Below are 23,016 nucleotides of genomic sequence, written 5' to 3' on the forward strand. Positions count from 1 at the left end.
ATGTCGGCATCCGCAGAAGCCACCGTCCTGATCAGCCATGAGGTGGGCCTGCATGCGCGCCCTTCGGTGAAGTTCACCAAGCTCGCCAAAACATTTTCGGCCGAAGTCGAAGTGGCGCTCGCCGCCAACGGGCCCTGGTTCGATGCCAAGAGCATCGTCAAGGTGATGGCCGCCAAGGCGCCGAAAGGGACGGTGCTGCATATCCGAGCGAGGGGTGACGGCGCCGGCGAGGCGGTCGGCGCGCTGGTCGAGCTGGTGCGGCGCGATTTCGACGAGGGCGTGGACCATGCCCGAACCGCTTAGGCTGCAGGGGATTTCGGCTTCGGCCGGCTATGCCGAAGGGCCGCTGTTCAACCTCGATCCGGTTGTCGCGCGCTATGGCCGTAAGGCGACCGCCGCGGACGAGAGGCTCGCGCTCGAAACGGCAATCAAGGCAGCGACAGGCCGGCTTGCGACGTTGATCGAAGCGACCAAGGGCGACGCCGCCGACATTCTCGAATTCCAGCTCGCCATGCTGGATGACGATGCGCTGACCGGCCCGGCCTTTGCCGCGATTGCCGCCGGCCAGCCGGCCGATGCGGCCTGGCGGCAGGCGCTCGACGCCGAAATTGTCGGCTATGAAACGTCAGACCAGGATTATTTCCGGGCGCGCGCCGCCGACATGCGCGACATCAGAGACCAGGTGCTGCGCGCACTGACCGAGGACAGCGACCCTGCGGCGCCGGCAGGAGCTATCTTCTACGGCGAGGACATCGCGCCGACGCGCTTTCTCGAAACCGACTGGAGTTCCGGCGGCGGCATCGCACTGAAAGCGGGCAGTGCCGCCAGCCACGTCGCCATGCTGGCGCGCTCGCGCGGCGTGCCGATGGTCGTGGGGCTTGGGGCAGTCGGGCTCGGTGCTTCGCCGGCTCATCTTGCCGGCGTCGCCCTGCTTGATGCCGAGCATGGCGGCATCATATTGGCGCCATCAAGGGCAGAGGTCGAGGCGTTCCGGCGATCATCGTCCTCTTTCGCGGCGCGTCGCGACAGGGCGGAAACTTTTTTGGCCCGGCCGGCGGTGACGAAAGCCGGCACGGCGGTGCGGGTGCAGGTCAACATCGCCGATCCGTCCGATGTCAACAACATCGATGTCTCGACCTGCGACGGCGTCGGGCTGATGCGGACCGAGTTCCTGTTCGGCAAGACGCTGCCGGACGAGGAAACGCAGTATCGCGCCTACCGCAAAGTGCTCGAATGGGCTGGGGACAAACCGGTGACCATTCGCACCGTCGACGCCGGCGGCGACAAGCCGGTGCCGGGCTTCACCGTCGAGGAGGGCAATCCGTTTCTCGGCCTGCGTGGCATCAGGCTATCGCTGGCGAGACCGGAGGTTTTTCGGGTGCAGATCAAGGCGCTGCTGCGCGCCGCCTTGCATGGCAATCTCAAGGTGATGTTCCCGATGGTCGCCGTGTGGGACGAGTATCAGCGAGCAGCTTCGCTCTTCTCGGAAGAGCAGGCCGCGCTTGCCGCGCGCGGCGTCGCGCATAAAATGCCGCCGCTCGGCATCATGGTCGAGGTGCCGTCGGTGGCGATCGCACCGGAGGCGTTTGCCGAGGTCGCCTTCTTCTCGATCGGCTCGAACGACCTGACCCAGTATGTGATGGCGGCGGCGCGCGACAACGCGTTGGTTGCGCATCTCAATTCGATCAGGCATCCGGCCGTGCTTCGGCTGATCGCCTCGGTTGCGGCGTTCGGCCGCATGCAAAGGATTCCGGTCAGCCTATGCGGCGACGCCGGCGGCGATCCGGCGGCGATCCCGGGGCTGATTGAGGCCGGCCTGCGCGACCTTTCCGTGGTTCCCGCCCAACTCGCAATGGCCAAGGCGGCCATTGCGAACGTTTCGATCTAGGCACCGGCATGGCCGACACGACACCTGAAGCCGGCTCCGAAGAGGCGATCCGCGCCTATAAGACGATCCTGTCGCAGGTCCTCGACCAGCGCCCGTCCGGGATGCGCCAGCGCCTCGCCGACGCGTTGGGCAAGCATCGCAGCTTCGTCACGCAGATTTCCAGCCCGGCCTACTCGATCCCGATCCCGTCAAAACATTTGCCGGCTATTTTCTCCGTCTGCCATTTCAGCCCGGCCGAACGCGACCATTTTCTAGCCGCCTACCATCAGGCGCATCCCGGGAAAATGTCGATGGCATCAGGCATGCGCAAGACGCGGCATGTCTCGCTGATCGTTCCCGATTTCGGCGACGACAAACAGAACGCGGCGCTCGACAGGGCGGTCAACGATTTCATCCAGAAGATCACCAGCATCGCCGGCAAGGGCGGGATATAGTCGCGCCACGTTCAGCTATTTGGGGAGAGACGGCCATGAAGAAGTTTCTGAATTCTGTGGACACGGTGCTGACCGAAAGCCTCGACGGATTCGTTGCCGCCCATGCCGATATCCTTGTGCTTGGCGACGAGCATAAATTCGTGCGCCGCAGGACACTCAAGCCGGGCAAAGTGGCGCTGATTTCCGGCGGCGGCTCTGGCCACGAGCCACTGCATGGCGGGCTGGTCGGGCATGGCATGCTGGATGCCGCCTGCCCCGGCCAGGTGTTCACCTCGCCGACGCCGGACCAGATGATGGCGGCCGCGGAAGCGGTCAACACCGGTGCCGGCTGCCTGTTCATCGTCAAGAACTACGAGGGCGACGTGATGAATTTCGACATGGCCGCCGAAATGTCGGAGGGCGTGATGCAAGTGGTGACCAATGACGACGTCGCGGTCGAGAACTCTTCCTACACCACTGGCCGGCGCGGCGTTGCCGGCACGCTGGTGGTCGAAAAGATCCTCGGCGCCGCGGCCGAGCAAGGCATGGCATTGAAGCCGTTGAAGACGCTCGGTGAGCGCGTCAATGGAGCAACGCGCTCGATGGGCGTTGCGCTGACCAGTTGCACCGTACCGGCCGCCGGCAGGCCGACCTTCGATATTGGCGACGGCGAGATGGAGTTCGGCGTCGGCATCCATGGCGAACCCGGGCGCCGCCGCGACACATTGAAGAGCGCCGACGCCATCGCCGAGGAGATTTGCGCGGCTATATCTGGCGATCTGGGTGACCAGGCAAAAGGTCCGGCGCTGCTTTTCGTCAACGGCTTCGGCGGTACGCCGCTGATGGAGCTCTACCTGATGTACAACAGCGCCCGGAAAATCTTCGAGAAAAACGGCGTGACGGTCGCCCGTTCACTGGTCGGGTCCTATGTGACATCGCTCGACATGGCCGGCTGCTCGATCACGCTGACCATGCTCGACGACGAGACGACCGCACTGTGGGACGCACCGGTGCATACGGCTGCGCTGCGCCGGGGGATGTAGCACGGCCAACACCGCGCCACGGCTGTAGGAACAGTCTTAAGCAAGCAGGCGCATTCTACGCACCTGGCCGGTTGCGGCGATAAAGCGGCGGTCACGTCCATTTCGACCAAAGCGAGGTCGCCAAGACGAATTTGCACGTGCTTGCAAAAGCAGCATACGCTATTTCCAAGGACAGAAACATTCCTGGGAGAAAGCTGGATGGCGTCACGCTACCACGAGGTCTATGACGGCTGGAAACGCGATCCGGAAAAATTCTGGGCGGATGCGGCCAAGGCCATCGACTGGTTCTCGCCGTTCGACACGGTCTTCGATCCGAATGCCGGCGTCTATGGGCGCTGGTTTGGCGGCGCCTCCTGCAACACCTGCTTCAACGCCGTCGACCGCCACGTGGCGGGTGGCCGCGCCGATCAGATCGCGCTGATCCATGACAGCGCGATTTCCGGCACGGTCAGGAAATTCACCTATGCCGAATTGAAACGCGAGGTGGTCGCGCTGACCTCGGTGCTGAAGAACCGCGGCGTCCAAAAAGGCGATCGGGTGATCATCTACATGCCGATGGTGCCGGAAGCTGCGTTTGCCATGCTTGCCTGCGCCCGGATCGGCGCCGTGCATTCGGTCGTCTTCGGCGGCTTTGCCTCGCACGAGCTCGCCACGCGCATCGACGACGCCAGGCCGAAGCTGATCATTTCCGCCTCTTGCGGCCTGGAGCCCGGGCGCGTCGTCGCCTACAAGCCGCTGCTCGACAAGGCGATCGAGATGTCGCGGCACAAGCCCGAAGCCTGCCTCATCCTGCAGCGCGATCAGCTGCGCTGCGAGCTAAAGGAGAACCACGACATCGACTATGCCGACGCCGTCGCCCGCGAGCGGGCCGCGGGCGCCAATGTCGACTGCGTTCCGGTGCTCGCCACCGACCCGCTCTACATCATTTACACGTCCGGAACGACCGGCCAGCCCAAGGGCATCGTGCGCGACAATGGCGGCCACATGGTTGCGCTGAAATGGTCGATGGAGAACGAGTTCGGCGTCAAGCCGGGCGAGGTGTTCTGGGCGGCTTCCGACGTCGGCTGGGTGGTCGGCCATTCCTACATCGTCTACGGCCCGCTGCTGCATGGCTGCACGACCGTCCTGTTCGAGGGCAAGCCGGTCGGCACCCCCGACGCCGGCACCTACTGGCGGGTGATATCAGAGCATGGCGTCGTCGCGCTGTTCACCGCGCCGACCGCATTCCGCGCCATCAAGGGACAGGACCCCAAGGGCGAATTCGTTCCGAACTACGACCTGTCGAAATTCCGCACGCTGTTCCTCGCCGGCGAGCGCGCCGATCCGGAAACCATCAAATGGGCGGAGCAGAAACTGAACGTGCCGGTGATCGACCATTGGTGGCAGACCGAGACGGGCTCGCCGATGACGATCAACCCAGCCGGATTAGGGCTACTGCCGGTGAAGTACGGCTCGCCCGGGGTACCGATGCCCGGCTACGACATCCGTGTGCTCGACGATGCCGGCCACGAAGTGCCGCGCGGCACGTTGGGCAATGTCGTGGTCAAGCTACCGCTGCCGGCCGGCTGTCTGCCGACGCTGTGGAATGCCGATGACCGGTTTCGCCAAGCCTATCTCGAGGAATTCCCCGGCTTCTACAAGACGGCGGATGCCGGCATGATGGACGAGGACGGCTATTTGTTCGTGATGGCCCGCACCGACGACATCATCAATGTCGCCGGCCACCGGCTGTCGACCGGCGCCATGGAGGAGGTGCTGGCCGCGCATCCGGACGTTGCCGAATGCGCCGTCGTCGGCATCGCCGATGCGATGAAGGGCCAGGTGCCGCTCGGCTTCGTCGTGCTGAATGCCGGTGTCACGCGCGACAGCGGCACTATTGAGACCGAGGTGGTCACGCTGGTGCGCGAGCGGATCGGCCCGGTCGCCGCCTTCAAGACGGTGGTCACGATCAAGCGCCTGCCCAAGACTCGCTCCGGCAAAATCCTGCGCGGCACCATGCAGAAGATTGCCGACAAGGAAGACTGGACAATGCCGGCGACCATCGATGACCCGGTCATTCTCGACGAAATCACCGCGGCGCTGAAGGGACGCGGAATCGGGCTTTAGCTGTTTCCGGAGCGCGGCAGGCGGATCGCGGCTTCGGACGAATTCACGAATTCATCCCGCACTGCAATCGCCTGTTGTGCAATGCAGCAATAGCCCTTAAACTTCTGCGTGGGGGGCCGTTCCGAAGGCACGGCATGGCTCAGCAAAAAACCACATTCGGCGGCGTCGACATCCTGCGTTTTGTCGCCGCTGTCCTCGTGATGGTCTACCACTACGGCTTCTGGCTGTGGGCGTTCCCCGAGGGCGTATCGGCGCGCGCGGCGGGCGACATCCCGCCGCATCCGGAAATAGGCGGACTGGTCCAATTCGGATGGGTCGGCGTCCAGATATTCTTCGTCATCAGCGGCTTCGTCATCGCCTTCAGCGCCGAGCATTCGACACCGCTGCGGTTTTTCGAGGCAAGGGTGAAACGATTGGCGCCGGCCGTCTGGATTTGTGCGCCGATCACCGCGATGGTGCTGCTTCTCGTCGATCTCAGTTGGCCGGCGGACGCTATCACCACGCTCATACGCACCGCGCTGTTCGTTCCGTTCAACCCCTGGGTCGACAGCGTCTACTGGACGCTCGGCATCGAGATCGCCTTTTATGCCGTCGTCTGGACCCTGCTGCGGCTCGGCCGCTTCGACCTGATGGAAGCGGTGGCAGTTGCGCTCGGCGCGATCAGCACGCTTTTCTGGTGTCTGTACTATCCATTCGACTGGACGGACCTTGCCGAGGCGCGCTGGCTCGACCTGCTCCTGGTGCATCACGGATGTTTTTTCGCGACAGGTGTGCTGTTCTGGCTGATGCGTTTCAAGGCAGTGACGCCCGCCCGCCTTGTCTTCTGCGCCTTGTTCCTGGCCGGCGGCGTGCTGCAAATCATAAGTGCTGTCGACGTCCGCAGCGTCAAGGTCGAAGCCGCGATGCCCTACGCGCCGCCGATCGTCCTGTTCCTCGCTGCCATGGCGCTGATGGCGTGGTCGTTACGGCTCGACCTGTCATGGCGCGGCTGGCGCCGGATCGGCCTGATGACCTACCCTCTCTATCTGATCCATAATGTCGTCGGCGCAGCCATTCTCGGCGCCTTGATGCGTGCAGGAGTGCCATACCTGCTTTCGGTGGTGATCGTCGGGGCGACCATGATCGCCGCGAGCTGGCTGATTGCGATCGAGGCCGAACCGCGCATCCGGCTTCTGCTCGACCACACCATCTTCCGCTACCGTCTCAAGGCGGCGTAACGCGCCAGCGTTGTCACGCCGGTTCCTGGCCGCAAACGTCCTATCCAACAGTGGAATGTCCGGCACAAAGCAGGGTGCGCACGCTTTTGCGCGACCCGTCGCGGCCCGGCGATCTCTACTGGTCAAGCGAGGAAATCGACCGGCACCCTAAGAGACCGTTTGGAAAGTCTACTCTGGCGGCCATCTGATGGCGTTTTCTGCGCTTCCGGTGCTCACGGACCCAAATGTCCGCTGCGCGCCGGTTCTCGAAACCACCACCATATGACTCGCCAGAGCGAATTTCGAAACAGTCTCCGAGGGACATCATTCTTATGACGGCCTCGGGCCCGGTATCGGCCTCGCGGCGGAAGACGACGCTTGCTCAATATCGATCCGACAGACCGGCCTCAGCTGTTCACCTTCGTCCGCGCTTCCGACTTCTCCAGATAGTATGACGAATATCTGTCGAAGAATTTTTCCGAGCCGCCGATCGATCCATACTTCGCCAGCTTCTTCAAATCGACCTTGTTGAGAACCACGCCGACGATCTTGTTGGCGATATAGGATTCCGAACTCAATATGGATTGCACCATCGCACGCGGCGTGCGCCCCCACTCGGTCACTAGCACGAAGCCGTCGGCAAGCGGAGCAAAGGCCTTGGCATCGACCACGGGGCCGAGCGGCGGCAGATCGACGATGATGTATTGGAAGGTCTCCTTGGCATTGTCGATGAAACGCCGCATCCCGGCCGACGACAGAAGCTCGCTTGTGTGCGAGAAATGACCGCGCGGCACGGCGGGGACGATCGCCAGCTTGGTCTGTCGGTCGATCTTGCCGACGGACTGCCAGGTCTGCCCGCTCACCACCGCTTCCATCAGGCCTTGCTCGGCCTCCATGCCAAGGCTGCGGCTAAGGCCGGGGTTACGCAGGTCGCCGTCGACCAGCAGCGTTTTCGACCCGTTGGCGGCAAGCAATCCGGCCAGATTCGCCGCCACGGTCGACTTGCCCTCGCCGGGAAGGACCGAGATCACGCCAATGACCCGGCTGCCTTGCCCTTCCATCACCACGTCGAAGGCAATCTTGGCGCTCCGCAGCGTCTCGGAAAACATCGATGCCGGGGCGTCGATGCTCACCCGCATGCGCGCGCGTCTTTCAGCCGCCGACGGCGATTGGGCGTTTTTGATATCCGCCTGACCGTCATCGCGCTTATCGTCCTTAGCGACCTTGCTGCCAATGATCGGCAAATAGCCGAGGAATTTGAAGCCGACGCGATCGCGAACGTCTTCGCCGGTCCTGAAGAACCGCTCCCTGAACTCATTCAGGCCACCAACCCCGGCTCCCAACATCACGCCAAGCACGAGCGAAAGTCCCAGCACTATGGACGTGCGCGGGGTTGCCGCGGACTTTGGCAGCGTCGCATCCGAGATGACGCGGATCTTGCCGACCGGGAAGGATTGCTGCTGGGAGGCTTCCTCGTAGCGGCCAAGGAAGGTTTGATAGAGCGTCGAGAGCGCCGTTGCCTTCTGCTCCAGTTCGCGCAGCTTGACCTGCGACTGGTTGTCGATGGAACTCTTGCCAGCCGCTAACGCAACATTTGCGCGGAGCGCCGTCTCGCGCGCCAGAGCGACTTCGTACTCGTTGCGGTAGCTTTCGGTCAATTGCTTCAGCTCGCCGAATATCTGCGCCGATATGTCGGCCTTTTCCTTGGCAAGCGCGACCGCCTGGGGATGCTCAGCCCCAAAATTGGCTTCGATATCCTGCTGCCGCTTGGCGACAGTGAGATAGCGGGTCTTGAGCGTCGAAATGATCGAGTTGGCCGGCTGGTCGGCGGATATGGCGGCGTCCCTGAACGCGTTGTCCGAACCGCTTTCGACGATCGACTTGTATTGCTGGTAGCGGGCGCTGGCGCGCGCGGTATCGGCCTGCGCCTCAATGAGCTGGCCATTGAGGTCCGACAGTTGCTTGTCACTGATCAACTGGCCGTCATCGACGGCCAGTCCATGTTCGGCCCTGAACTTCTCGACGGCGAGCGCCGCTGCCTGGGAACTTTCACGAAGCTCCGTCAGCCGGCCTTGCAGCCAGACCGCCGCCCGCTCGGTCGCATCGAAGCTCGCATCGAGCTGATCGGCGAGATAGGCGTCGGCATAGGCTTTCGTGACCGCGGTCGCAAGTGCGGGGTCCGTCGCCTGGTAGGCGATGGAGATCACATAGCTTCGACCAATGCGCTCGGCTTGCACCTCGTCCTGCAGTTTGAGGATTGCGTAATCGCGCCGTGACGAGGCAATCATCGCGTCACGCGTCGCCGGATCAAGCTGAGTAACGTCGGCCGTACCCACGGAGGGATTGGGACGGAAATACCGGACCACGCCGCGCACAAAACCGGCAGCCTTCGACACGGCCGACGTCGGAGGATCCATGAAAGCGTCGTTCTGATCGAGTTTCTGCTTGTCGACGACCACCGCCGCCAGTCTCGCCGAGTGGAGTATTTCGATTTGGCTCAGAATGGCGGAGTCGGTCTGCATGCTGACCGACGCCGCCGAGACCTCGTCAACGACCTTGTTCAACCCTTCGTCGATCAGCACACGGCTTGTCGCCATGTAGGTGGGAGGCGTGGTCTGCAAATAGAGCACGCCCAGAAAAAGACCGATGGCAGCGCATGCCGCAACCACCTTTGCCTGCCTTGCTGCCATGCCGAGCAGGCGCTCGACATCGATGAAATCGTCGGCGCTGACTGGGTCCGAACTCGGCAATGGTTTCCTCTTGTCGAGAGGAAAATTGGCATAATTCATCTTCGGTCCAATTCAAGTTTGCATCTAGAGCGGCGGTCTCTCAAGTCGAACGCGCCGCCGCTCTATCTTTGTTCGAGCCTCGGATTTTCCCAAACCCTGTCTCCACTCGGGTCCGCTGCTCTCGTTTGCAGGCGCTAGCGCAGATCGGGAGCATCAGCATATGCCCAACGCAAGCTTCATGCCAGCCACCGCGAGACCTGGGCAGCCAAACATATCGGCATGTCTTGCGTCACCATTCATATGCTTGCTCCCAAAAAATGGGCTTTATGCGGCTTCCACCCGGCGCTCATGCAACCGGACGAACTCCTGAAGCATCTCGAAGATCGGTCCCTTCATGTCGTCGCGCGCCAGCGCGAAGGCGACATTGGCCTGGATGAACCCTTCTTTCGAGCCACAATCGAACATCCGGCCGTTGAAGGGCTGGGCGAAGAAAGCCTGGCTTTGCGCAAGGCGGACCATGGCGTCGGTCAGTTGGATCTCATTGCCGGCGCCGCGCTGCTGATTGCCGAGCAGCCCGAATATCTCGGGCTGCAGGATATAGCGGCCGTTGATGTAGTAGTTCGACGGCGCATTCGCCGGAGCCGGCTTTTCGACCATGGCGGTGACCTCGAAGCCCGAGCCGACATCGGCGCCGCAGCCGACGATGCCGTATTTGCTGGTCTCGGTCGGGTCGCAGCGCTCGACGGCGATTACGTTTCCGCCGGTCTGCGCATAGAGGTCGGCAATTTCAGCGAGACATCCGCGGCCGCCGAAGGACACCATGTCCGGTAACAGCAATGCGAAGGGCTCATCGCCGATGACTTCCCGGGCGCACCATACCGCATGGCCGAGACCTTGCGGCGACTGCTGCCGGATGAAGCTCGTCGCACCAGCCACGGGAAGCAGGCTTTCCAGCGCCTGAAGCTGCGCCGTCTTGCCGGTCTGCTCCAAAGTTCCGATCAATTCTGGATGCAGGTCGAAATAATCCTCAATGACCGCCTTGTTGCGGCCCGTCACGAAGACAATATGCTCGATGCCGGCTTCGAACGCCTCGTCCACAGCATATTGCACGACAGGCCTGTCGACGACCGGCAGCATTTCCTTCGGCATCGATTTGGTCGCCGGCAGGAATCGCGTTCCAAGCCCCGCTACCGGTATGACTGCCTTCCTGACTTTCTTCATTGCATATTCCTTCTGAGGAGATCGACTTCAACCTGTCGCAGGCCGCGAAAACTATTTTTCAGCTGCCTGCACCCTTCACCTCCCCCGCACCCACGGCAAATTGCGCCGCCACCCTTCGCAGCCGAACGGCGATCGGCATGCTCATATGCCAAACCGCCGCCGGATCGCTCAGCGCCGTCCACACCGCCTTGAGTGGAGATCGCGCCTTGATGTGCTGGACCAGAGAAAGGAACGACGACGCCTTACGCAGGCTGCGCGTGCGCCTTGCGAAAGCGGCTGCGGCCTTTGCGTCCATCGAATGGGTTCTGGCGAAAACGAGGTCGGCCTTACGCATCGCCTCGACGTGATGAAGTTCGAGCACGCGGGAAATGGAGCCGGTCCGGATATGGTAGACATAGCCGGTCGTCGGCTCGACCACGCACTTGCCGCCCTTGGCCAGAGCACTGGCCATCAGGATGTAGTCCTCGCCGATGATCAGGCTTTCGTCATAGCGAAGCCCGTTTTCGTTCAGAAACCGGCGCTGGAAGATCGGTTTGAGATAGCCGAGATTGAACCTGGATTCGAAGACCACATTGCCAGCAATATAGTCCGCCAGCGAGATTTCACTCAAGCCCTCGAGATAGTCGGCCGGGAACATCGCCTCCTCGGCAACACCGTCCTCGCGAACGACCTGGAGATTGTCGACCGCGATCGCGGCGCCCGCTTTCTCGGCGCGGTCAATCATGGTGCAGATCCGCCCGGGATAGACCGCGTCGTCGGAATCGAGGACCGCCACCCACCTGCCGCGGGCAAGCTCAAGGCCGGCATTCCTGGCGCCGCCTGGACCGCGGTTTTGCTCAAGTGCGACGACGCGCACGATGTTTTCGGGGTAGGATCGCGCCAGATCGAGCGTCCGGTCGCGCGACTGGTCGTCGACGACGATCACCTCCACGCTGACATCGCGCTGGGCGATGGCGCTGGCGATCGCCCGCTCGATGGTCAACTCCGAATTGTAGGCGGCAATGACAAAGGTGACGTCAGGCTGCACGCTTGCCCCCTTCCTGCGGCGAGGGCAGGCCGTATTGGCGGATTTCACGCACCCCGACAAGACCGCTCACGACCCCGACATGCATGATGCCGCGAAGCACACTGCGGTTCCTGCGCATGGGACTGATGGCGACCGGGATTGCCGATGCGAAACAAAAAAAAGCCTTTGCCGAGGCGAGGCCGACTTGCCTGACCAGCGCGAGGCCATGCGCGTCGCGCCCCAGCAGGTGCCCATGCGTCTGCCCGACGCGGAACCGGCGGCGACGGAGCCAGTCGAAAGCCGCCCTGGCGCGCGGCACCACTTCATCGACCCAGGCCTGCGGCGAAAAGGCGATGCGACCGCCGGCCTTGACCATATGGTCGAAGAATTCGGTGTCCTCGCCGCCGGTCTGGCCACGCGCCAGGCTGAATCGCCGACCGCGGAGGCTGTCGGCGCCCATCCTGAGCAGGACGTTGCAGGTGTAGCCGGTGCGGATCTCGCCGCCCACCCAGACGGGCAAGGTGGAGTGAAAATCGCCGCGGCGCATCCAGTTGGGCGCATCCGGCCGGTAGCGCGCCCGCACTGGCCCGAGCACGGCGGCAGCGCCACTCAAGTCCGCCGTCGCAACCAGTTCGACGAGCCATCTGGGCGATGCCGTTTCGTCATCATCGAGGAAGGCGACGAAATCCGCCGTGCTGGCGTCGAGGCAGGCATTGCGGGCGATCGAGATGTTGCGTGCCGGGCAATGACGATAGCTGATCGGCAGCTTCAGCGTCTCCGCCAGCGTCGCCACCAGCAGTTCGGCCGTCGGCCCGTCATCATTGTCGGCGACGATGACGCGGATGTCGAATCCCGAAGGCACGTCCAGGGCGGCTACCGAGCGAAGTGTGTCGGCAAGCTCCGGCCGCCGAAACGTGCAGACGCAGATGTCGACGCTGCGGTTCTTTTCGGCCGCACCCATCACGCCACCCTGCGCTGTGATCGCGGTCCAAGCAGTTGCAGCCAGAAGCCGACGGACCAGCCGAAATGCATGACCATCGCCGAAATCCCGGCAAGCGCATTGTCCGGATTGCGCTGGCTGATGGCGGTCCACGCGCCATAACCGAGACAGACCGACGCCCACACCAGCAGCGGCGTGATCGCCAGCCAATGCACGAAGGAAAAAGCCGCGAAAATGACGACTGGGAACACCAGAAGCGGCACCATCTGCCGGACCTTCGGCATCATACGGTGCTTGAGAATGTTCTTTGCCCGGCCGCGGCCATAGCCGAGATACTGGAAATAGAGGCCGGCGAGCGATGAGCGCGGGTAATAGATCATTTGCGTCTTGCCGCTCATCCAAATCCGGTAACCGGCCTTGCGCAGCCGGTAGTCGAGTTCCGCATCCTCGTTGTGGCTGAACGTCTCGTCATAGCCGCCAACCACCTTGAAGGCCGATATTCGCATCAGCGCATGGTGGCCGTGATCGACCCACTCTCCCACTGAGAGATGCCGATGCTTGGAACCGCCAGTGCCGAGCTTGGAATTCTGTGCAGCCGCCACCGCTTTCTGCACGATACCGCTGCCGCTGGTCAGCATGGAGACGACGACCGAATCCGCGCCGGTGATCCGCGCCTCCTCGACCAGCCGGTCACAATAATCCGGGGGATAGCCGCCATGCGCGTCGATGCGAATGACATATTCAGCCCCTTCGCCATAACTGGCCACGGCGAGATTGATCGCCGCACTCTGGAGGCGTTTTTCGTTGTGAAGAAGGATGATTCGCGGATCCTTCCCGGCGATCTCCTCGATGATCGCCCTTGTGCCGTCCGTGCTGCCGCCATCGGCAACGATGATCCGGGCACCGAGCCTCTCGGCCGCCGGGCGAAGCTCATGAACAAGCGCGCCGATGTGAGCCGCTTCGTTCAGGCACGGAATCACGATCAGGCCGGACGGAAGAATTTTGGTCTGCATCATCGGCCCATATCCATCCATAACCATCCTAAGCCAGTGCCTTGGCAGCATATGAATCGGGCACGGCCGTCAACCCGCGAAGCTTTTCGACAAGCGCCCGGCAATCGCTGCGATTGTGGCTCCAGGTTCGCGGATTGCGGGCAAGAACACGCGCCCGCAATTTCCCGAAACGATGCTCCTCCAATTCACCCAAGGCGGCTTCGAGTGCCTCGGGCGTGGCTTGAGGCAAAAGAACACCAATTCCCTGCTGGTCGAGGAACCGGCCGGTTTCGGTGTGGCCCATCGAGATCGGCACGGCGCCGAAGCGGCAGCCCTCGTAGAGGCGGTTGGGCAGCAGCCATTCAGAATTCAGCCCCTGCTCGAAAAAATCGATGGCCCAGGAAAAATGAACCTCACGGTAGATCGTCGCCATATCTTCGGGATTCCGATAGGGCCCGCCAAACGAGAGCCAAGGCTCAGATTCGACGAAACCGTGGAAATCCGGAAATTCGGAAAGCGCCGGACGGCCCCTTAGGATGATTTCGAAGCGGCCCTCGAGTCGTCGGGAAAATTCGGCCAGCAGCTCCAGGGAGCGGCGGCATCGGAGCGCGCCGAACCAGCCGATCCGCCAAGGCGGAGCCACCGGCTCTGTCGCCATGCGATCATTCAGCGAAACCGCGGCAAGCTCGAAATATTTGTTTTCGAGCAGTTCGACCGGCGCGGCAATCTGCCCGAACGGCTTGAAATAGTTTGCGATGAAGGCCGGCGAACTGGTGACTAGCAGCTTTACATCCCTGGCCAGATAGCGCTCCGCGCCGCGCATCGCCTTGCCCAGAAAATCGTCGCGAAGCATCAGACGATGGATGTCGAGACACTCATAGACGATCGGCACGGTTGCCTGGAACGCCGATTTGGCACGCCGGGCAAGCGCCAGCATTTCCAGATTGCGCGCGATGATGAGGTCGGGTCTGGGCATCGAACCGAGTTTCGACCCGATCGAAACCGCCGCCTTGGTGACCGCTGCCAGCCGCTGGGCGAATCGCCCATTGCGCGTTGCGCCAAGATCGATCGGATGCAAGCCCTCGACCTCGGCGATAGGGCTCGCTGACCGGCGAAAGCCTGCCAGTGTGACCTGGGCGCCGCCTGCCTTGAGCATTATGATCCGCCGGCGCACTGCCGGGTCGGAGACGTCGTGCACCAAGTACAAGACATGCAGCATGAAAAACTCGACCGCTGTTGGCCCACCCGAAAGAATCCTAGTACAGCTTGTGCTGCATCGCAACATTTTTGGTGCAGCGTAGCAGGAATCGACGTTTTTTGTGTCGACGTTTTTTGTTGCGCTGCAAAATTATTGCCGTAGTTTGATGGCAGCATCGGGCATGGATCGGGACTCCGGGACCGGCACGAAATCAGGGACCCTGAATTTGCAAGCCAATGCATTCGACCCGCCAGAGGGCTCTCTCCGCAGATCGGTCGGACGCGGCGCTATCATTACGGCTTTGGCGCAATCGGTGCGGGTTGCGACACAGATCGTCTCCGTCATCGTGCTGTCGCGCCTGCTCTCGCCGCAGGACTTCGGCGTCGTGGCGATGTGCGCGCCTGTGCTGGCTTTCATCGCGCTGTTCCAGGATTTCGGCCTAACCCAGGCGACGGTCCAGAAAAGCGGAATCAAGCATGAGGAGGTCAATTACCTCTTCTGGGTCAATGTCGCGGTTAGCGCATTGCTCGCCTGCGTGCTTGCCGGCGCGGCGCCTCTGGTCGCCGCCTTCTACAGCGAACCGCGGGTGTCAGGTCTGGTGGCGGCACTCGGGCTGCAGATCATAGCCTATGGGCTGGGCGCCCAGCATCTGGCGCTGCTGACACGCCGAATGCAGTTCGCCCGCTTGGCCATCATCGACGTCGCAAGTGCCATTGCCGGCCTTGCCGTATCGATCGCCTGGACTTTCATCGACCGTTCCTATTGGGCGCTTTTTGCCGGCACCCTGACAGCAGCCGTACTGCCCACGCTTTGCTATTGGGCAAACTCGCGATGGCGCCCCAGCCTGCCGCGCAAGGTCAACGGCATTAGCGAGCTGATCAATTTCGGCGCCGGCATCACCGGGTTCAACTTCGCCAACTTCTTTGCCCGAAACCTCGACAATGTGCTGATCGGAAAATACTGGGGCGAAGCGCAGCTTGGACTCTATGACCGCGCCTACAAGCTGCTTCTGTTTCCGTTGAGCCAGATCACCAATCCGCTGTCGAAGGTCATGGTGCCGGCTCTTTCCAGGCTGAAGGACGAGCCGGATCGCTACCGCAGCGCTTATCTTCGCGTCATGCCGCTGATATTGCTGGTCGCACTTCCAGGTGTCGCCTTCGCCATCGCCATGGCCGACGTGCTGATACCGTTCGTGCTCGGCGAGCAGTGGCGGCAGAGTTCCAGCATCTTCCTGGCGCTCGGTTTTGCCGGGCTGCTGCAGCCGCTCAACAACCCGGCGGGATGGCTTTTCATCAGCCAGGGCCGCTCCGGCGATTTCATGCGCTGGGGCATCATAACAGCCTTGACGTCGGTGCTGGCCTTCCTGGTCGGCCTGCCCTATGGCGCGCTGGGCGTGGCGATCGCCTATGCGGTCAGCGAGTATCTCAGAACGCCTTTTCTGTGGCTGTATATCGGCAAGACCGGGCCGCTGCGGGCAAGCCATATGCTTCGCGCGGCAACGCCCTTCGTGCTTGGCGCGCATCTGGCGCTTGCCGCAATTTGGTTCGCCAAGCCGCTGCTACCGCAACAGCATATCCTCGCCATGGTGAGCGCGGTTGTGCTGTCCTATATGGTCACCATTGTGGTCGCGCTGGCGTTTGCTTCCGGCCGCGAGGCGTTGCTGGAGGCCGTAAAACTGCTGCCGGCACGGGCGCCTGCGGCAGCACCAGGCGAGGCGAAGTAACTTGCACGGACATCCATACGAGGACCAGGTCTGATCCCATGCACTACCGATCGATTTCCGACATGAATGATGCGATTGTCAGGAACCTTCACCGGTTGCCGCGCGACATCGACCTGGTGGTCGGGGTCCCGCGAAGCGGCATTCTCGCCGCCACCCTGCTCAGCCTGACGGCGAACATTCCGATGACCGACCTGGACAGTTTCCTGGCCGGAAAGATCTATACTTCGGGCGTCACCAAACGCCGCGCGGCGCTCGACCGCCAGGCGACCGATATGCGCAAGGTCCTGGTGATCGATGACAGCGTCAGCGGCGGCGCTGCCATGAGAGAGGCGCGGAGCCGGGTAGAGGCCGCCGGCATAAAGGCGGACTTCACCTTTGCCGCGGTGTTCGGCCTGCTGCCCCAACACGACGAAACCGACATCGTCCTCGAGGTCGTTCCGCATCCAAGGATGTTCCAATGGAACTTCATGCACCACAAATTCCTCGCGCAATGCTGCGTCGACATTGACGGCGTGCTTTGCCTGGACCCGACCGAAGCAGAGAACGACGACGGCCCCGCCTATGAGAAATTCCTGGGCGAAGCGCTGCCTCTGTTTGGCCCGACCCGCAAGATCGGCTGGCTCGTCACCAGCCGACTCGAGAAATACCGCGCGCTTACCGAAGCATGGCTGGCAAAGCACAGCATAGAATACGACAAGCTGATCATGCTTGACCTGCCGAGCAAGGCAGAACGGCAACGGCTTGGCGTGCATGGCAGTTTCAAAGCCGATTTCTACCGCAAATCCGATGCCATCCTGTTCATCGAAAGCGAGCACCAGCAGGCCCTCAAGATCGCCGAGCTTTCCGGCAAGCCGGTGCTGTGCGTGGAAACGCATCTGGTAATTTATCCCGACACGCTGTCACTTCCGGCACTTGGACAGGCGGCGCGCAACCTTCCGGGCAGGTTGCGGCAGATCAGTTCGCCTGACGGGCGCAAGACGGCAATCAAGACCGTCGCGCGCACGCTGCTTGGCGAACGCGGTTACGAGACGCTGAAAAGCCGGGTCAAACGACCGGCTTGAACCTGGTTCGGGACTTAAAGCGCGTCACGCGACGCGCGTTTTTGCGCGACATGCGTTAGGCGGCTTGCCGCGAAGGCTGTCGTGTCGCCCTCTCGAGCATCGAGAAGAAGGTCGCGAACTGACCCGCCGGATCGAGTTCCGGGCGCTCGGAGAATGCACGCGCCGCCGCTGAGAGCCGCCCATATTCCTGGCTGTCGGTCCACAGACGCCTGACCACTGCCACCCAGTCGGCGAGTGGGGCATCGTAATCCAGCACCACGCCACCGGAGCCGATCGCTTCGGGCAGGCCGCCACGACGTGAGCCGACGACTGGAATGCCGCTGCAATGGGCTTCCGACGCCACCCGGCCCCAGGCCTCTTCCCATTTGCTGGGAGCCAGCAGGATTTTCGTGCGGCCGTAGACCGTCTTCATGTCGTTGGTCCGGCTCTCCAGCGTGACGTTGCCGAGCGGCGCGATCGTCTGCTCGATCCGGGCCCGATGATCATCGTCAAGCTTCCAGCTTTCGACGAACAGGAACGGGATTTCAGAGCAGGCGGCGGCGATGCGCACCGCAAGCTCGAAACCTTTTTCCTCATAGGGGTTGATCAGCGTGACAAACTCGCCTGTCGTCGGCGTGCGGTAGAGCGCGGGATTGATGGTCGGCGGTATAATCGTCGAATCGATATCGAATTTCGCCTTGTAGGTGCGCGCCGTGAACTCGGAATTGGCGATGTAGAGCGCCGAATGCAGTTCGCGCAGATCGCCGCCCAATTCGTGGAACTCGACGTTCCTGAGATAGACGACTAACGGCACGCCTTCGACCTGCAGCGCCTTACCGATCGGAACCGACTTGTGGCACTGGACCACGGCGACATCCGGCCTCAGCTTTTCGACGGCAAAACCCGCTGCCTCCCAGGGAAACCAGGCGCGCACGACCGGATAGCCCGGAAAGCTGTCGATGACAGCGCGTTGCCTCAAAAGCTTCATCTTGGCGCGCGCCTTGTAGCCGAAGACGCCCTGGCCGAACAAGGCGGCGAGCACCGAAGCCTCATGCCCGCGCTCGCGCAACTGTTCGGCAAGATGATGGGTGCTGGACTGGACACCGCCGCTGAACTGGGGCGTGTAACCGTTACCGCCTGCAAAAAGCACTTTCATGGTTTCGGCTCCTTGTCGCATTCTCAAAGTTTAACGGGCAATGATACACGGCTTATTTACGGATGCTGGCTTGCGACCCGCTTCAAGCATTCTGCTGCGTCTCTAAATTGGCGAACGGATTGGTGCATGGCTGCCATCCGGTGAAGCGGACCGGGTCGGCTGGCGAACTGCGCCGGGCGTAGTCGGTCAGCATATGGAACTCGGCAATGACCCAGCGGTCGAAATGTCTCAGATCCTCTTTTTTCTGTTCGGGCAGAAACCGGCGTGCGGCGCCCAATTTCAGCTCCTCAAGCAGAGTGACAGCATCGCCCAGCTTTGTGTTCGGAAATATCCAGGGGTTCCGCTTCTGGAATTCCAGGACGAACTGCTGCAAATGCTCGATGCGCATGTTCAGCCTGCCGAAATATCTTTCGAGCGTGACACGCACCAGGTCCTCGTCCGAAAGCGAGGAAACAGTGGCGTAGGCGATGCCGGTCGAAGCAACTCCGCCAGCCATGATGGCCAGTGCCGCGCGTCGCGAAACCGTGGTCATCCGGCCATTTCCTTTCCTGCTATCCGGCTCGCCGCCCGCAGGGAGAGGGCTGCCGCCGTCAGGCTCGGGTTGGCGCAGGAGCAGCTTGGATATGTGCTCGAGCCGACGACAACCAGGTTCCTGAGCTGATGGTGGATCATGTCCCGATCGACGACCGAATCCGCCGGGCCCGAGCCCATCCGCAACGTGCCCTGGACATGCGACTCGGTGCGCCGGATGCCGCGATCGAAGATCTCTTCGACCGGCAGCGGCGCCAGAAGCGCCGCCAATTTCTCCTTTGCCCGCGCCATGCCCTTGACCGCATAGTCGGATGCTCCCGCGAAACTGACAAAGGCGTTTTCATCCTCGTCGAGAATCACGAGATTTTCCGGGTCGAGCAGGTCTTCGGTAACAATGATGAGGGGAAGCGTCTGACGGACACGTCCCTTTTCGGGGCGCATCCCGTGCTGCCAGCGGTTTTCGAAATAGACCAGCGCCGCCGCATGGTCTGATCTGTGAGCGCCGTCATAAAGGCCGAAATTCAAGCCGGTGGTGATGGTGCTTCCGTCGAAATTATCGACACTGTCGAGATAGGCTTCGAAGTTCCATCCGTAGGATTCGTGCAGGCCGCGCCCGACGAATTCGCCCGACAGGCCGGACCGCAACATGATCGCCGGGCTCTGGATGGCATTGGCACCCAGTATGAAAAGATCGCCGCTGACCGAATATTCCTTGCCCTCATGCACGAATGCGACCGAACGGACCGAACCGCCGACATGGTCGAGCCGGCGCACTTCAGCGCCAAGGCAGACCGAAACGTCGGGATGCTCGAAGACGTGCATCAGGCCATTGTTGGCGGTGAATTTGGCATCGACCGGGCATAATCCGCATCGCAAGTTGGCGCAGCACGAAGACCGCTGCGCGGTCGGCACCCGCGCCCGGGCTGTCGGCATGACAAAATGCTGGTCCGGCTGCGCCGCTTTCATCATCCGGTCCGGCGTCGACATGTGATGCGGTGGCTGGGGAAATGGCCTGGAACGCGGCATCATCGCCGCCATGTCGGGGTCGCCTGAAATCGACATGACGTCCTCTGCATCGCAGTAGAACGGCTCGAGCTCGTCATAGCTGATCGGCCAATCGTTACCGACGCCGTAGAGACTTTTCAGCCTGAAGTCGTTCGGATGAAAGCGCGGCGTCTGCGCGAACCAGCAATTCGTTCCGCCACCCAATCCGATGGTATAGTTCCACGGCTTGTCTGAGTTGGTCTTGTAGGTGGTCTCGTCCTCGATGTCGGTGTTGACGTTCTGCTCGAGCTGCCAATCATGCGTGTTGTGCCGGCCCCATTCCAGAACCAGAATGCGTGCCTTTCGCTGCTTGGCGAACGCATGCAGGAAGAAGGCCGAACCGAAACCGGAACCGACTGCGACAAGATCGAAATGCTCGTTGGCGATCTGTTCCGGCCTGATGCCCAACACCATCAGAGAAGACCCCTTGTTGACACGAGCGCGTTCATCGAAGCCTTCGCGACCATCCTTGATGTCCTAGCCGGCCGGCCTATCCCGCACGGTCTCACGCCGCCATCCTGCCGATCGAGTGATATTCGATGCCGTAGCGAGTGATGACCTTGGGATCGTAGAGGTTTCGGCCGTCGAAGATGATCGGCGTGGACAGCGCATCCTTGATCGCGTCGAACGACGGCGCCTGGAAGGTCTTCCAGTCGGTGGCGATCATGAGCGCATCGGCGCCACGCAGTGCTGCCTCCTTGGTCCCGCACAAGAGTAGATCCTCGCGCAGTCCGTAGATGGCCTGGCATTCCTGCATCGCCTCGGGATCGTAAGCCTGCACTTTGGCGCCGGCCTTCCAGAGCGCTTCCATGAGAACCCGAGCCGGCGCCTCGCGCATGTCGTCGGTATTGGGCTTGAAGGCCAGGCCCCACAGCGCAAAAGTCTTGCCCTTCAGATTGCCCTTGAAATAGCGGTTCACCTTATCGAACAGGACCGATTTCTGTTCGTTGTTGCGTTCCTCGACGGCGCGCAGCAGCTTGGCATCGAATTTGACGCCTTCGGCGGTCTTGATCAGGGCGCGCACATCCTTGGGGAAGCACGAGCCGCCATAACCGAGGCCCGGATAGATGAAGTGGTAGCCGATGCGCGGATCGCTGCCGATGCCCTTGCGGACCTCCTCGATGTCGGCGCCGAGTTCCTCGGCCAAATTGGCCATTTCGTTCATGAAGCTGATCTTGGTCGCCAGCATGCAATTGGCCGCGTATTTGGTGAACTCGGCGCTGCGCACATCCATCACGATCATCTTCTCGTGGTTGCGGTTGAAGGGAGCGTAAAGCTCACGCATCACCGCCTCGGTGTCCTCGCTGCCGGTGCCGACGATGATGCGGTCGGGCTTCATGCAGTCGGCCACCGCGGAGCCTTCCTTGAGGAATTCCGGATTGGAGGCGACGTCGAAAGTCAGATCCTCGCGGCCCCGCGCCTTCAGCGTCGCGGCGATCTTGGCCTTTATCTTTTCGCAGGTGCCGACCGGCACGGTCGACTTGCCGACGACGATCTTGGGCGCGGCCATCTCCCGGCCGATGGCCTCGGCAACGGCCAGCACATATTTGAGGTCGGCCGAACCATCCTCGCCCGGAGGCGTGCCGACAGCGATCATCTGGATCTGGCCATGCTTGACGGCGGCTGCGGCGTCGGTGGTGAACTTGATGCGGCCGGCCGCATGGTTCTCCTTGACGAGGTTTTCGAGCCCGGGCTCGAAAATCGGGATGAGGCCCTGATTGAGCCGCTCCACCTTTTTCACGTCGATGTCGACGCATACGACCTGATGGCCGACTTCGGCAAGCACCGCCGCCTGCACCAGACCGACATAGCCGATTCCAAAGACCGTCAAATTCATGTGATTTCATTCCTGTTCAAGACTTCGGAGCGCTTTCGGCCCGGCCGGTTCAGATTGGTCTTTACTTAATGCTGCATGCCAGCGATTCCGGAAACTGGCATGGCTGGCCGAGCGCCGTGAATGCGACGCGATCCACTTGCAAGGTAAGCTTGCGACCCGGATCCGAAAACGGCCCCAGCCATTCCTTCATCGTGTCGCTGCCCCAGAGGCTAAAAAATATCTTTTGCGCATGGCTGGGCAGCTTTGCCGGATCGGTGATCGTGTTCACCAGCTCGCCATTGACGTACCAGCGCAGCCGGTCCTTCTCCCAGACGAAGGCGTAATCGTTAAAAGCCTTGTCGGTGCCGCCAGCTACATCCACCACTTTCTCGTTATTGCCCTTGCCGGCGATGTAGGCGTTGACCTGCACTTTGGAGGTGTCCTTGGTCAGCACCTCGAAGTCGATTTCATCCCACGGCTGCTTATCGGTGGGGCCGATGTAGGTGAAGAAGGAGGCGTTGATGCCAGAGCCCGAATCGGTTTTCATCCGCGCCTCATAGGTGCCATAGCCGAAGCGCTGCTTGGATTGGACCTCGCCGCAGGCAAAGTCGCGATCCTTCACCTTCTGCTTTTCGAAACCGAGCGTCAGCATGCCATTGGAAAGCTTGACCTGTCTTTTGGACCAGATGCAGTTCTGATACTTGCCGTTCGCCCAGCCGTCGGCAATGTACCAACGCGCCCGGTCGAAGCTGGTGAAATCATCGAAGAACGATGGCGCAGTCGGGATGTCCTGCGAACGGGAAGGGGTCGGGCCCGCAAGCAGGCTGCCGAGTGCGACCAGCAGAAACGCACCGCCCGAACATAGCTGCCTCAGTTTCCCTTGCCTCATCAAGTGCGTGAACGGCCGGCCGCCGGTTGCTGGGGTGGACGTGCTTTTCGAATCCGCGTTCATACCAAACTCACCTTGTGCTGTG

Annotated in this window: 19 protein-coding genes; 8 read left to right on the plus strand and 11 right to left on the minus strand. The window is 61.8% G+C overall.

Annotated elements, in window-relative coordinates:
• From AC0L16_RS11555 to AC0L16_RS11580, 6 genes are all read left to right on the plus strand, one after another.
• Complete coding sequence (locus AC0L16_RS11555; protein WP_473526172.1) at window positions 1–303, plus strand: HPr family phosphocarrier protein; 303 nt, start codon at window positions 1–3, stop codon at window positions 301–303.
• Entirely contained in the window at window positions 287–1,888 is a 1,602-nt protein-coding gene (ptsP, locus tag AC0L16_RS11560; protein WP_473620822.1) for a phosphoenolpyruvate--protein phosphotransferase, read from the plus strand. The genes AC0L16_RS11555 and ptsP overlap by 17 nt, the downstream gene beginning before the upstream one ends.
• Before the next feature lie 8 nt (window positions 1,889–1,896).
• Window positions 1,897–2,322 (plus strand): hypothetical protein, encoded by a 426-nt coding sequence (locus tag AC0L16_RS11565; protein ID WP_473620823.1) that lies wholly within the window; start codon window positions 1,897–1,899, stop codon window positions 2,320–2,322.
• A gap of 35 nt (window positions 2,323–2,357) precedes the next feature.
• Complete coding sequence (gene dhaK / locus AC0L16_RS11570) at window positions 2,358–3,344, plus strand: dihydroxyacetone kinase subunit DhaK (protein WP_077376896.1); 987 nt, start codon at window positions 2,358–2,360, stop codon at window positions 3,342–3,344.
• Window positions 3,345–3,542: 198 nt separating this feature from the next.
• A complete protein-coding gene (locus tag AC0L16_RS11575) occupies window positions 3,543–5,450 on the plus strand; it encodes a propionyl-CoA synthetase (protein ID WP_473620825.1) in 1,908 nt (635 codons plus the stop codon).
• A gap of 134 nt (window positions 5,451–5,584) precedes the next feature.
• Window positions 5,585–6,667 (plus strand): acyltransferase family protein, encoded by a 1,083-nt coding sequence (locus AC0L16_RS11580; RefSeq protein WP_473620826.1) that lies wholly within the window; start codon window positions 5,585–5,587, stop codon window positions 6,665–6,667.
• Between the two features lie 386 nt (window positions 6,668–7,053).
• Here the strand turns inward: AC0L16_RS11580 and AC0L16_RS11585 are convergent, their stop codons facing one another.
• The 6 genes from AC0L16_RS11585 to AC0L16_RS11610 form a co-directional block, all read right to left on the minus strand.
• The gene (locus tag AC0L16_RS11585; protein WP_473620827.1) at window positions 7,054–9,435 is read right to left on the minus strand and encodes a polysaccharide biosynthesis tyrosine autokinase; all 2,382 of its coding nucleotides are present in this window, start codon (window positions 9,433–9,435) and stop codon (window positions 7,054–7,056) included.
• Between the two features lie 264 nt (window positions 9,436–9,699).
• The gene (locus AC0L16_RS11590; protein ID WP_023796734.1) at window positions 9,700–10,596 is read right to left on the minus strand and encodes a UTP--glucose-1-phosphate uridylyltransferase; all 897 of its coding nucleotides are present in this window, start codon (window positions 10,594–10,596) and stop codon (window positions 9,700–9,702) included.
• A gap of 58 nt (window positions 10,597–10,654) precedes the next feature.
• Window positions 10,655–11,623: a glycosyltransferase family 2 protein gene (locus AC0L16_RS11595; protein WP_473620829.1), complete on the minus strand. Its 969-nt coding sequence runs from the start codon at window positions 11,621–11,623 to the stop codon at window positions 10,655–10,657.
• Window positions 11,613–12,563: a glycosyltransferase family 2 protein gene (locus AC0L16_RS11600; protein WP_473620830.1), complete on the minus strand. Its 951-nt coding sequence runs from the start codon at window positions 12,561–12,563 to the stop codon at window positions 11,613–11,615. Before AC0L16_RS11600 ends, AC0L16_RS11595 begins: the two co-directional genes overlap by 11 nt.
• A complete protein-coding gene (locus AC0L16_RS11605) occupies window positions 12,563–13,558 on the minus strand; it encodes a glycosyltransferase family 2 protein (protein WP_473620832.1) in 996 nt (331 codons plus the stop codon). The genes AC0L16_RS11600 and AC0L16_RS11605 overlap by 1 nt, the downstream gene beginning before the upstream one ends.
• A gap of 25 nt (window positions 13,559–13,583) precedes the next feature.
• Window positions 13,584–14,753, minus strand: coding sequence for a glycosyltransferase family protein (locus AC0L16_RS11610; RefSeq protein ID WP_473620833.1), 1,170 nt, complete (start codon window positions 14,751–14,753; stop codon window positions 13,584–13,586).
• A gap of 205 nt (window positions 14,754–14,958) precedes the next feature.
• Between AC0L16_RS11610 and AC0L16_RS11615 the strand changes: the two genes are divergently transcribed.
• Both AC0L16_RS11615 and AC0L16_RS11620 read left to right on the plus strand, forming a co-directional pair.
• Window positions 14,959–16,455 carry a lipopolysaccharide biosynthesis protein gene (locus AC0L16_RS11615; protein WP_473620835.1) on the plus strand — a complete coding sequence of 499 codons (1,497 nt, stop codon included), beginning with the start codon at window positions 14,959–14,961 and terminating at the stop codon, window positions 16,453–16,455.
• A 38-nt stretch (window positions 16,456–16,493) separates the two neighbouring features.
• The gene (locus AC0L16_RS11620) at window positions 16,494–17,516 is read left to right on the plus strand and encodes a phosphoribosyltransferase (protein ID WP_473620836.1); all 1,023 of its coding nucleotides are present in this window, start codon (window positions 16,494–16,496) and stop codon (window positions 17,514–17,516) included.
• Window positions 17,517–17,571: 55 nt separating this feature from the next.
• Here AC0L16_RS11620 and AC0L16_RS11625 read toward each other — a convergent pair whose 3' ends face one another.
• The 5 genes from AC0L16_RS11625 to exoK form a co-directional block, all read right to left on the minus strand.
• On the minus strand, window positions 17,572–18,651 hold the full coding sequence (locus tag AC0L16_RS11625; RefSeq protein ID WP_473620837.1) for a glycosyltransferase: 1,080 nt from the start codon (window positions 18,649–18,651) through the stop codon (window positions 17,572–17,574).
• An 82-nt stretch (window positions 18,652–18,733) separates the two neighbouring features.
• Entirely contained in the window at window positions 18,734–19,183 is a 450-nt protein-coding gene (locus AC0L16_RS11630) for a hypothetical protein (protein WP_473620838.1), read from the minus strand.
• Window positions 19,180–20,640: a GMC oxidoreductase gene (locus AC0L16_RS11635; RefSeq protein WP_473620840.1), complete on the minus strand. Its 1,461-nt coding sequence runs from the start codon at window positions 20,638–20,640 to the stop codon at window positions 19,180–19,182. The genes AC0L16_RS11630 and AC0L16_RS11635 overlap by 4 nt, the downstream gene beginning before the upstream one ends.
• Before the next feature lie 91 nt (window positions 20,641–20,731).
• Window positions 20,732–22,063, minus strand: coding sequence for a UDP-glucose dehydrogenase family protein (locus AC0L16_RS11640; RefSeq protein ID WP_473620841.1), 1,332 nt, complete (start codon window positions 22,061–22,063; stop codon window positions 20,732–20,734).
• Window positions 22,064–22,124: 61 nt separating this feature from the next.
• Window positions 22,125–22,994, minus strand: a complete 870-nt coding sequence (gene exoK / locus AC0L16_RS11645; protein ID WP_473620842.1) for an endo-1,3-1,4-beta-glycanase ExoK — start codon at window positions 22,992–22,994, stop codon at window positions 22,125–22,127.
• Window positions 22,995–23,016 lie beyond the last annotated feature (22 nt).

It is taken from the genome of Mesorhizobium sp. WSM4848 (assembly GCF_055811375.1).

What these genes read in the sequence shown, in the direction of transcription:
- AC0L16_RS11555 (WP_473526172.1), top strand. Translation starts at nt 1, where the DNA reads ATGTCGGCATCCGCAGAAGCCACCGTCCTGATCAGCCATGAGGTGGGC.
- ptsP (WP_473620822.1), top strand. Translation starts at nt 287, where the DNA reads ATGCCCGAACCGCTTAGGCTGCAGGGGATTTCGGCTTCGGCCGGCTAT.
- AC0L16_RS11565 (WP_473620823.1), top strand. Translation starts at nt 1,897, where the DNA reads ATGGCCGACACGACACCTGAAGCCGGCTCCGAAGAGGCGATCCGCGCC.
- dhaK (WP_077376896.1), top strand. Translation starts at nt 2,358, where the DNA reads ATGAAGAAGTTTCTGAATTCTGTGGACACGGTGCTGACCGAAAGCCTC.
- AC0L16_RS11575 (WP_473620825.1), top strand. Translation starts at nt 3,543, where the DNA reads ATGGCGTCACGCTACCACGAGGTCTATGACGGCTGGAAACGCGATCCG.
- AC0L16_RS11580 (WP_473620826.1), top strand. Translation starts at nt 5,585, where the DNA reads ATGGCTCAGCAAAAAACCACATTCGGCGGCGTCGACATCCTGCGTTTT.
- AC0L16_RS11585 (WP_473620827.1), bottom strand. Translation starts at nt 9,435, where the DNA reads ATGAATTATGCCAATTTTCCTCTCGACAAGAGGAAACCATTGCCGAGT.
- AC0L16_RS11590 (WP_023796734.1), bottom strand. Translation starts at nt 10,596, where the DNA reads ATGAAGAAAGTCAGGAAGGCAGTCATACCGGTAGCGGGGCTTGGAACG.
- AC0L16_RS11600 (WP_473620830.1), bottom strand. Translation starts at nt 12,563, where the DNA reads ATGGGTGCGGCCGAAAAGAACCGCAGCGTCGACATCTGCGTCTGCACG.
- AC0L16_RS11605 (WP_473620832.1), bottom strand. Translation starts at nt 13,558, where the DNA reads ATGATGCAGACCAAAATTCTTCCGTCCGGCCTGATCGTGATTCCGTGC.
- AC0L16_RS11610 (WP_473620833.1), bottom strand. Translation starts at nt 14,753, where the DNA reads ATGCTGCATGTCTTGTACTTGGTGCACGACGTCTCCGACCCGGCAGTG.
- AC0L16_RS11620 (WP_473620836.1), top strand. Translation starts at nt 16,494, where the DNA reads ATGCACTACCGATCGATTTCCGACATGAATGATGCGATTGTCAGGAAC.
- AC0L16_RS11625 (WP_473620837.1), bottom strand. Translation starts at nt 18,651, where the DNA reads ATGAAAGTGCTTTTTGCAGGCGGTAACGGTTACACGCCCCAGTTCAGC.
- AC0L16_RS11630 (WP_473620838.1), bottom strand. Translation starts at nt 19,183, where the DNA reads ATGACCACGGTTTCGCGACGCGCGGCACTGGCCATCATGGCTGGCGGA.
- AC0L16_RS11635 (WP_473620840.1), bottom strand. Translation starts at nt 20,640, where the DNA reads ATGGTGTTGGGCATCAGGCCGGAACAGATCGCCAACGAGCATTTCGAT.
- AC0L16_RS11640 (WP_473620841.1), bottom strand. Translation starts at nt 22,063, where the DNA reads ATGAATTTGACGGTCTTTGGAATCGGCTATGTCGGTCTGGTGCAGGCG.
- exoK (WP_473620842.1), bottom strand. Translation starts at nt 22,994, where the DNA reads ATGAACGCGGATTCGAAAAGCACGTCCACCCCAGCAACCGGCGGCCGG.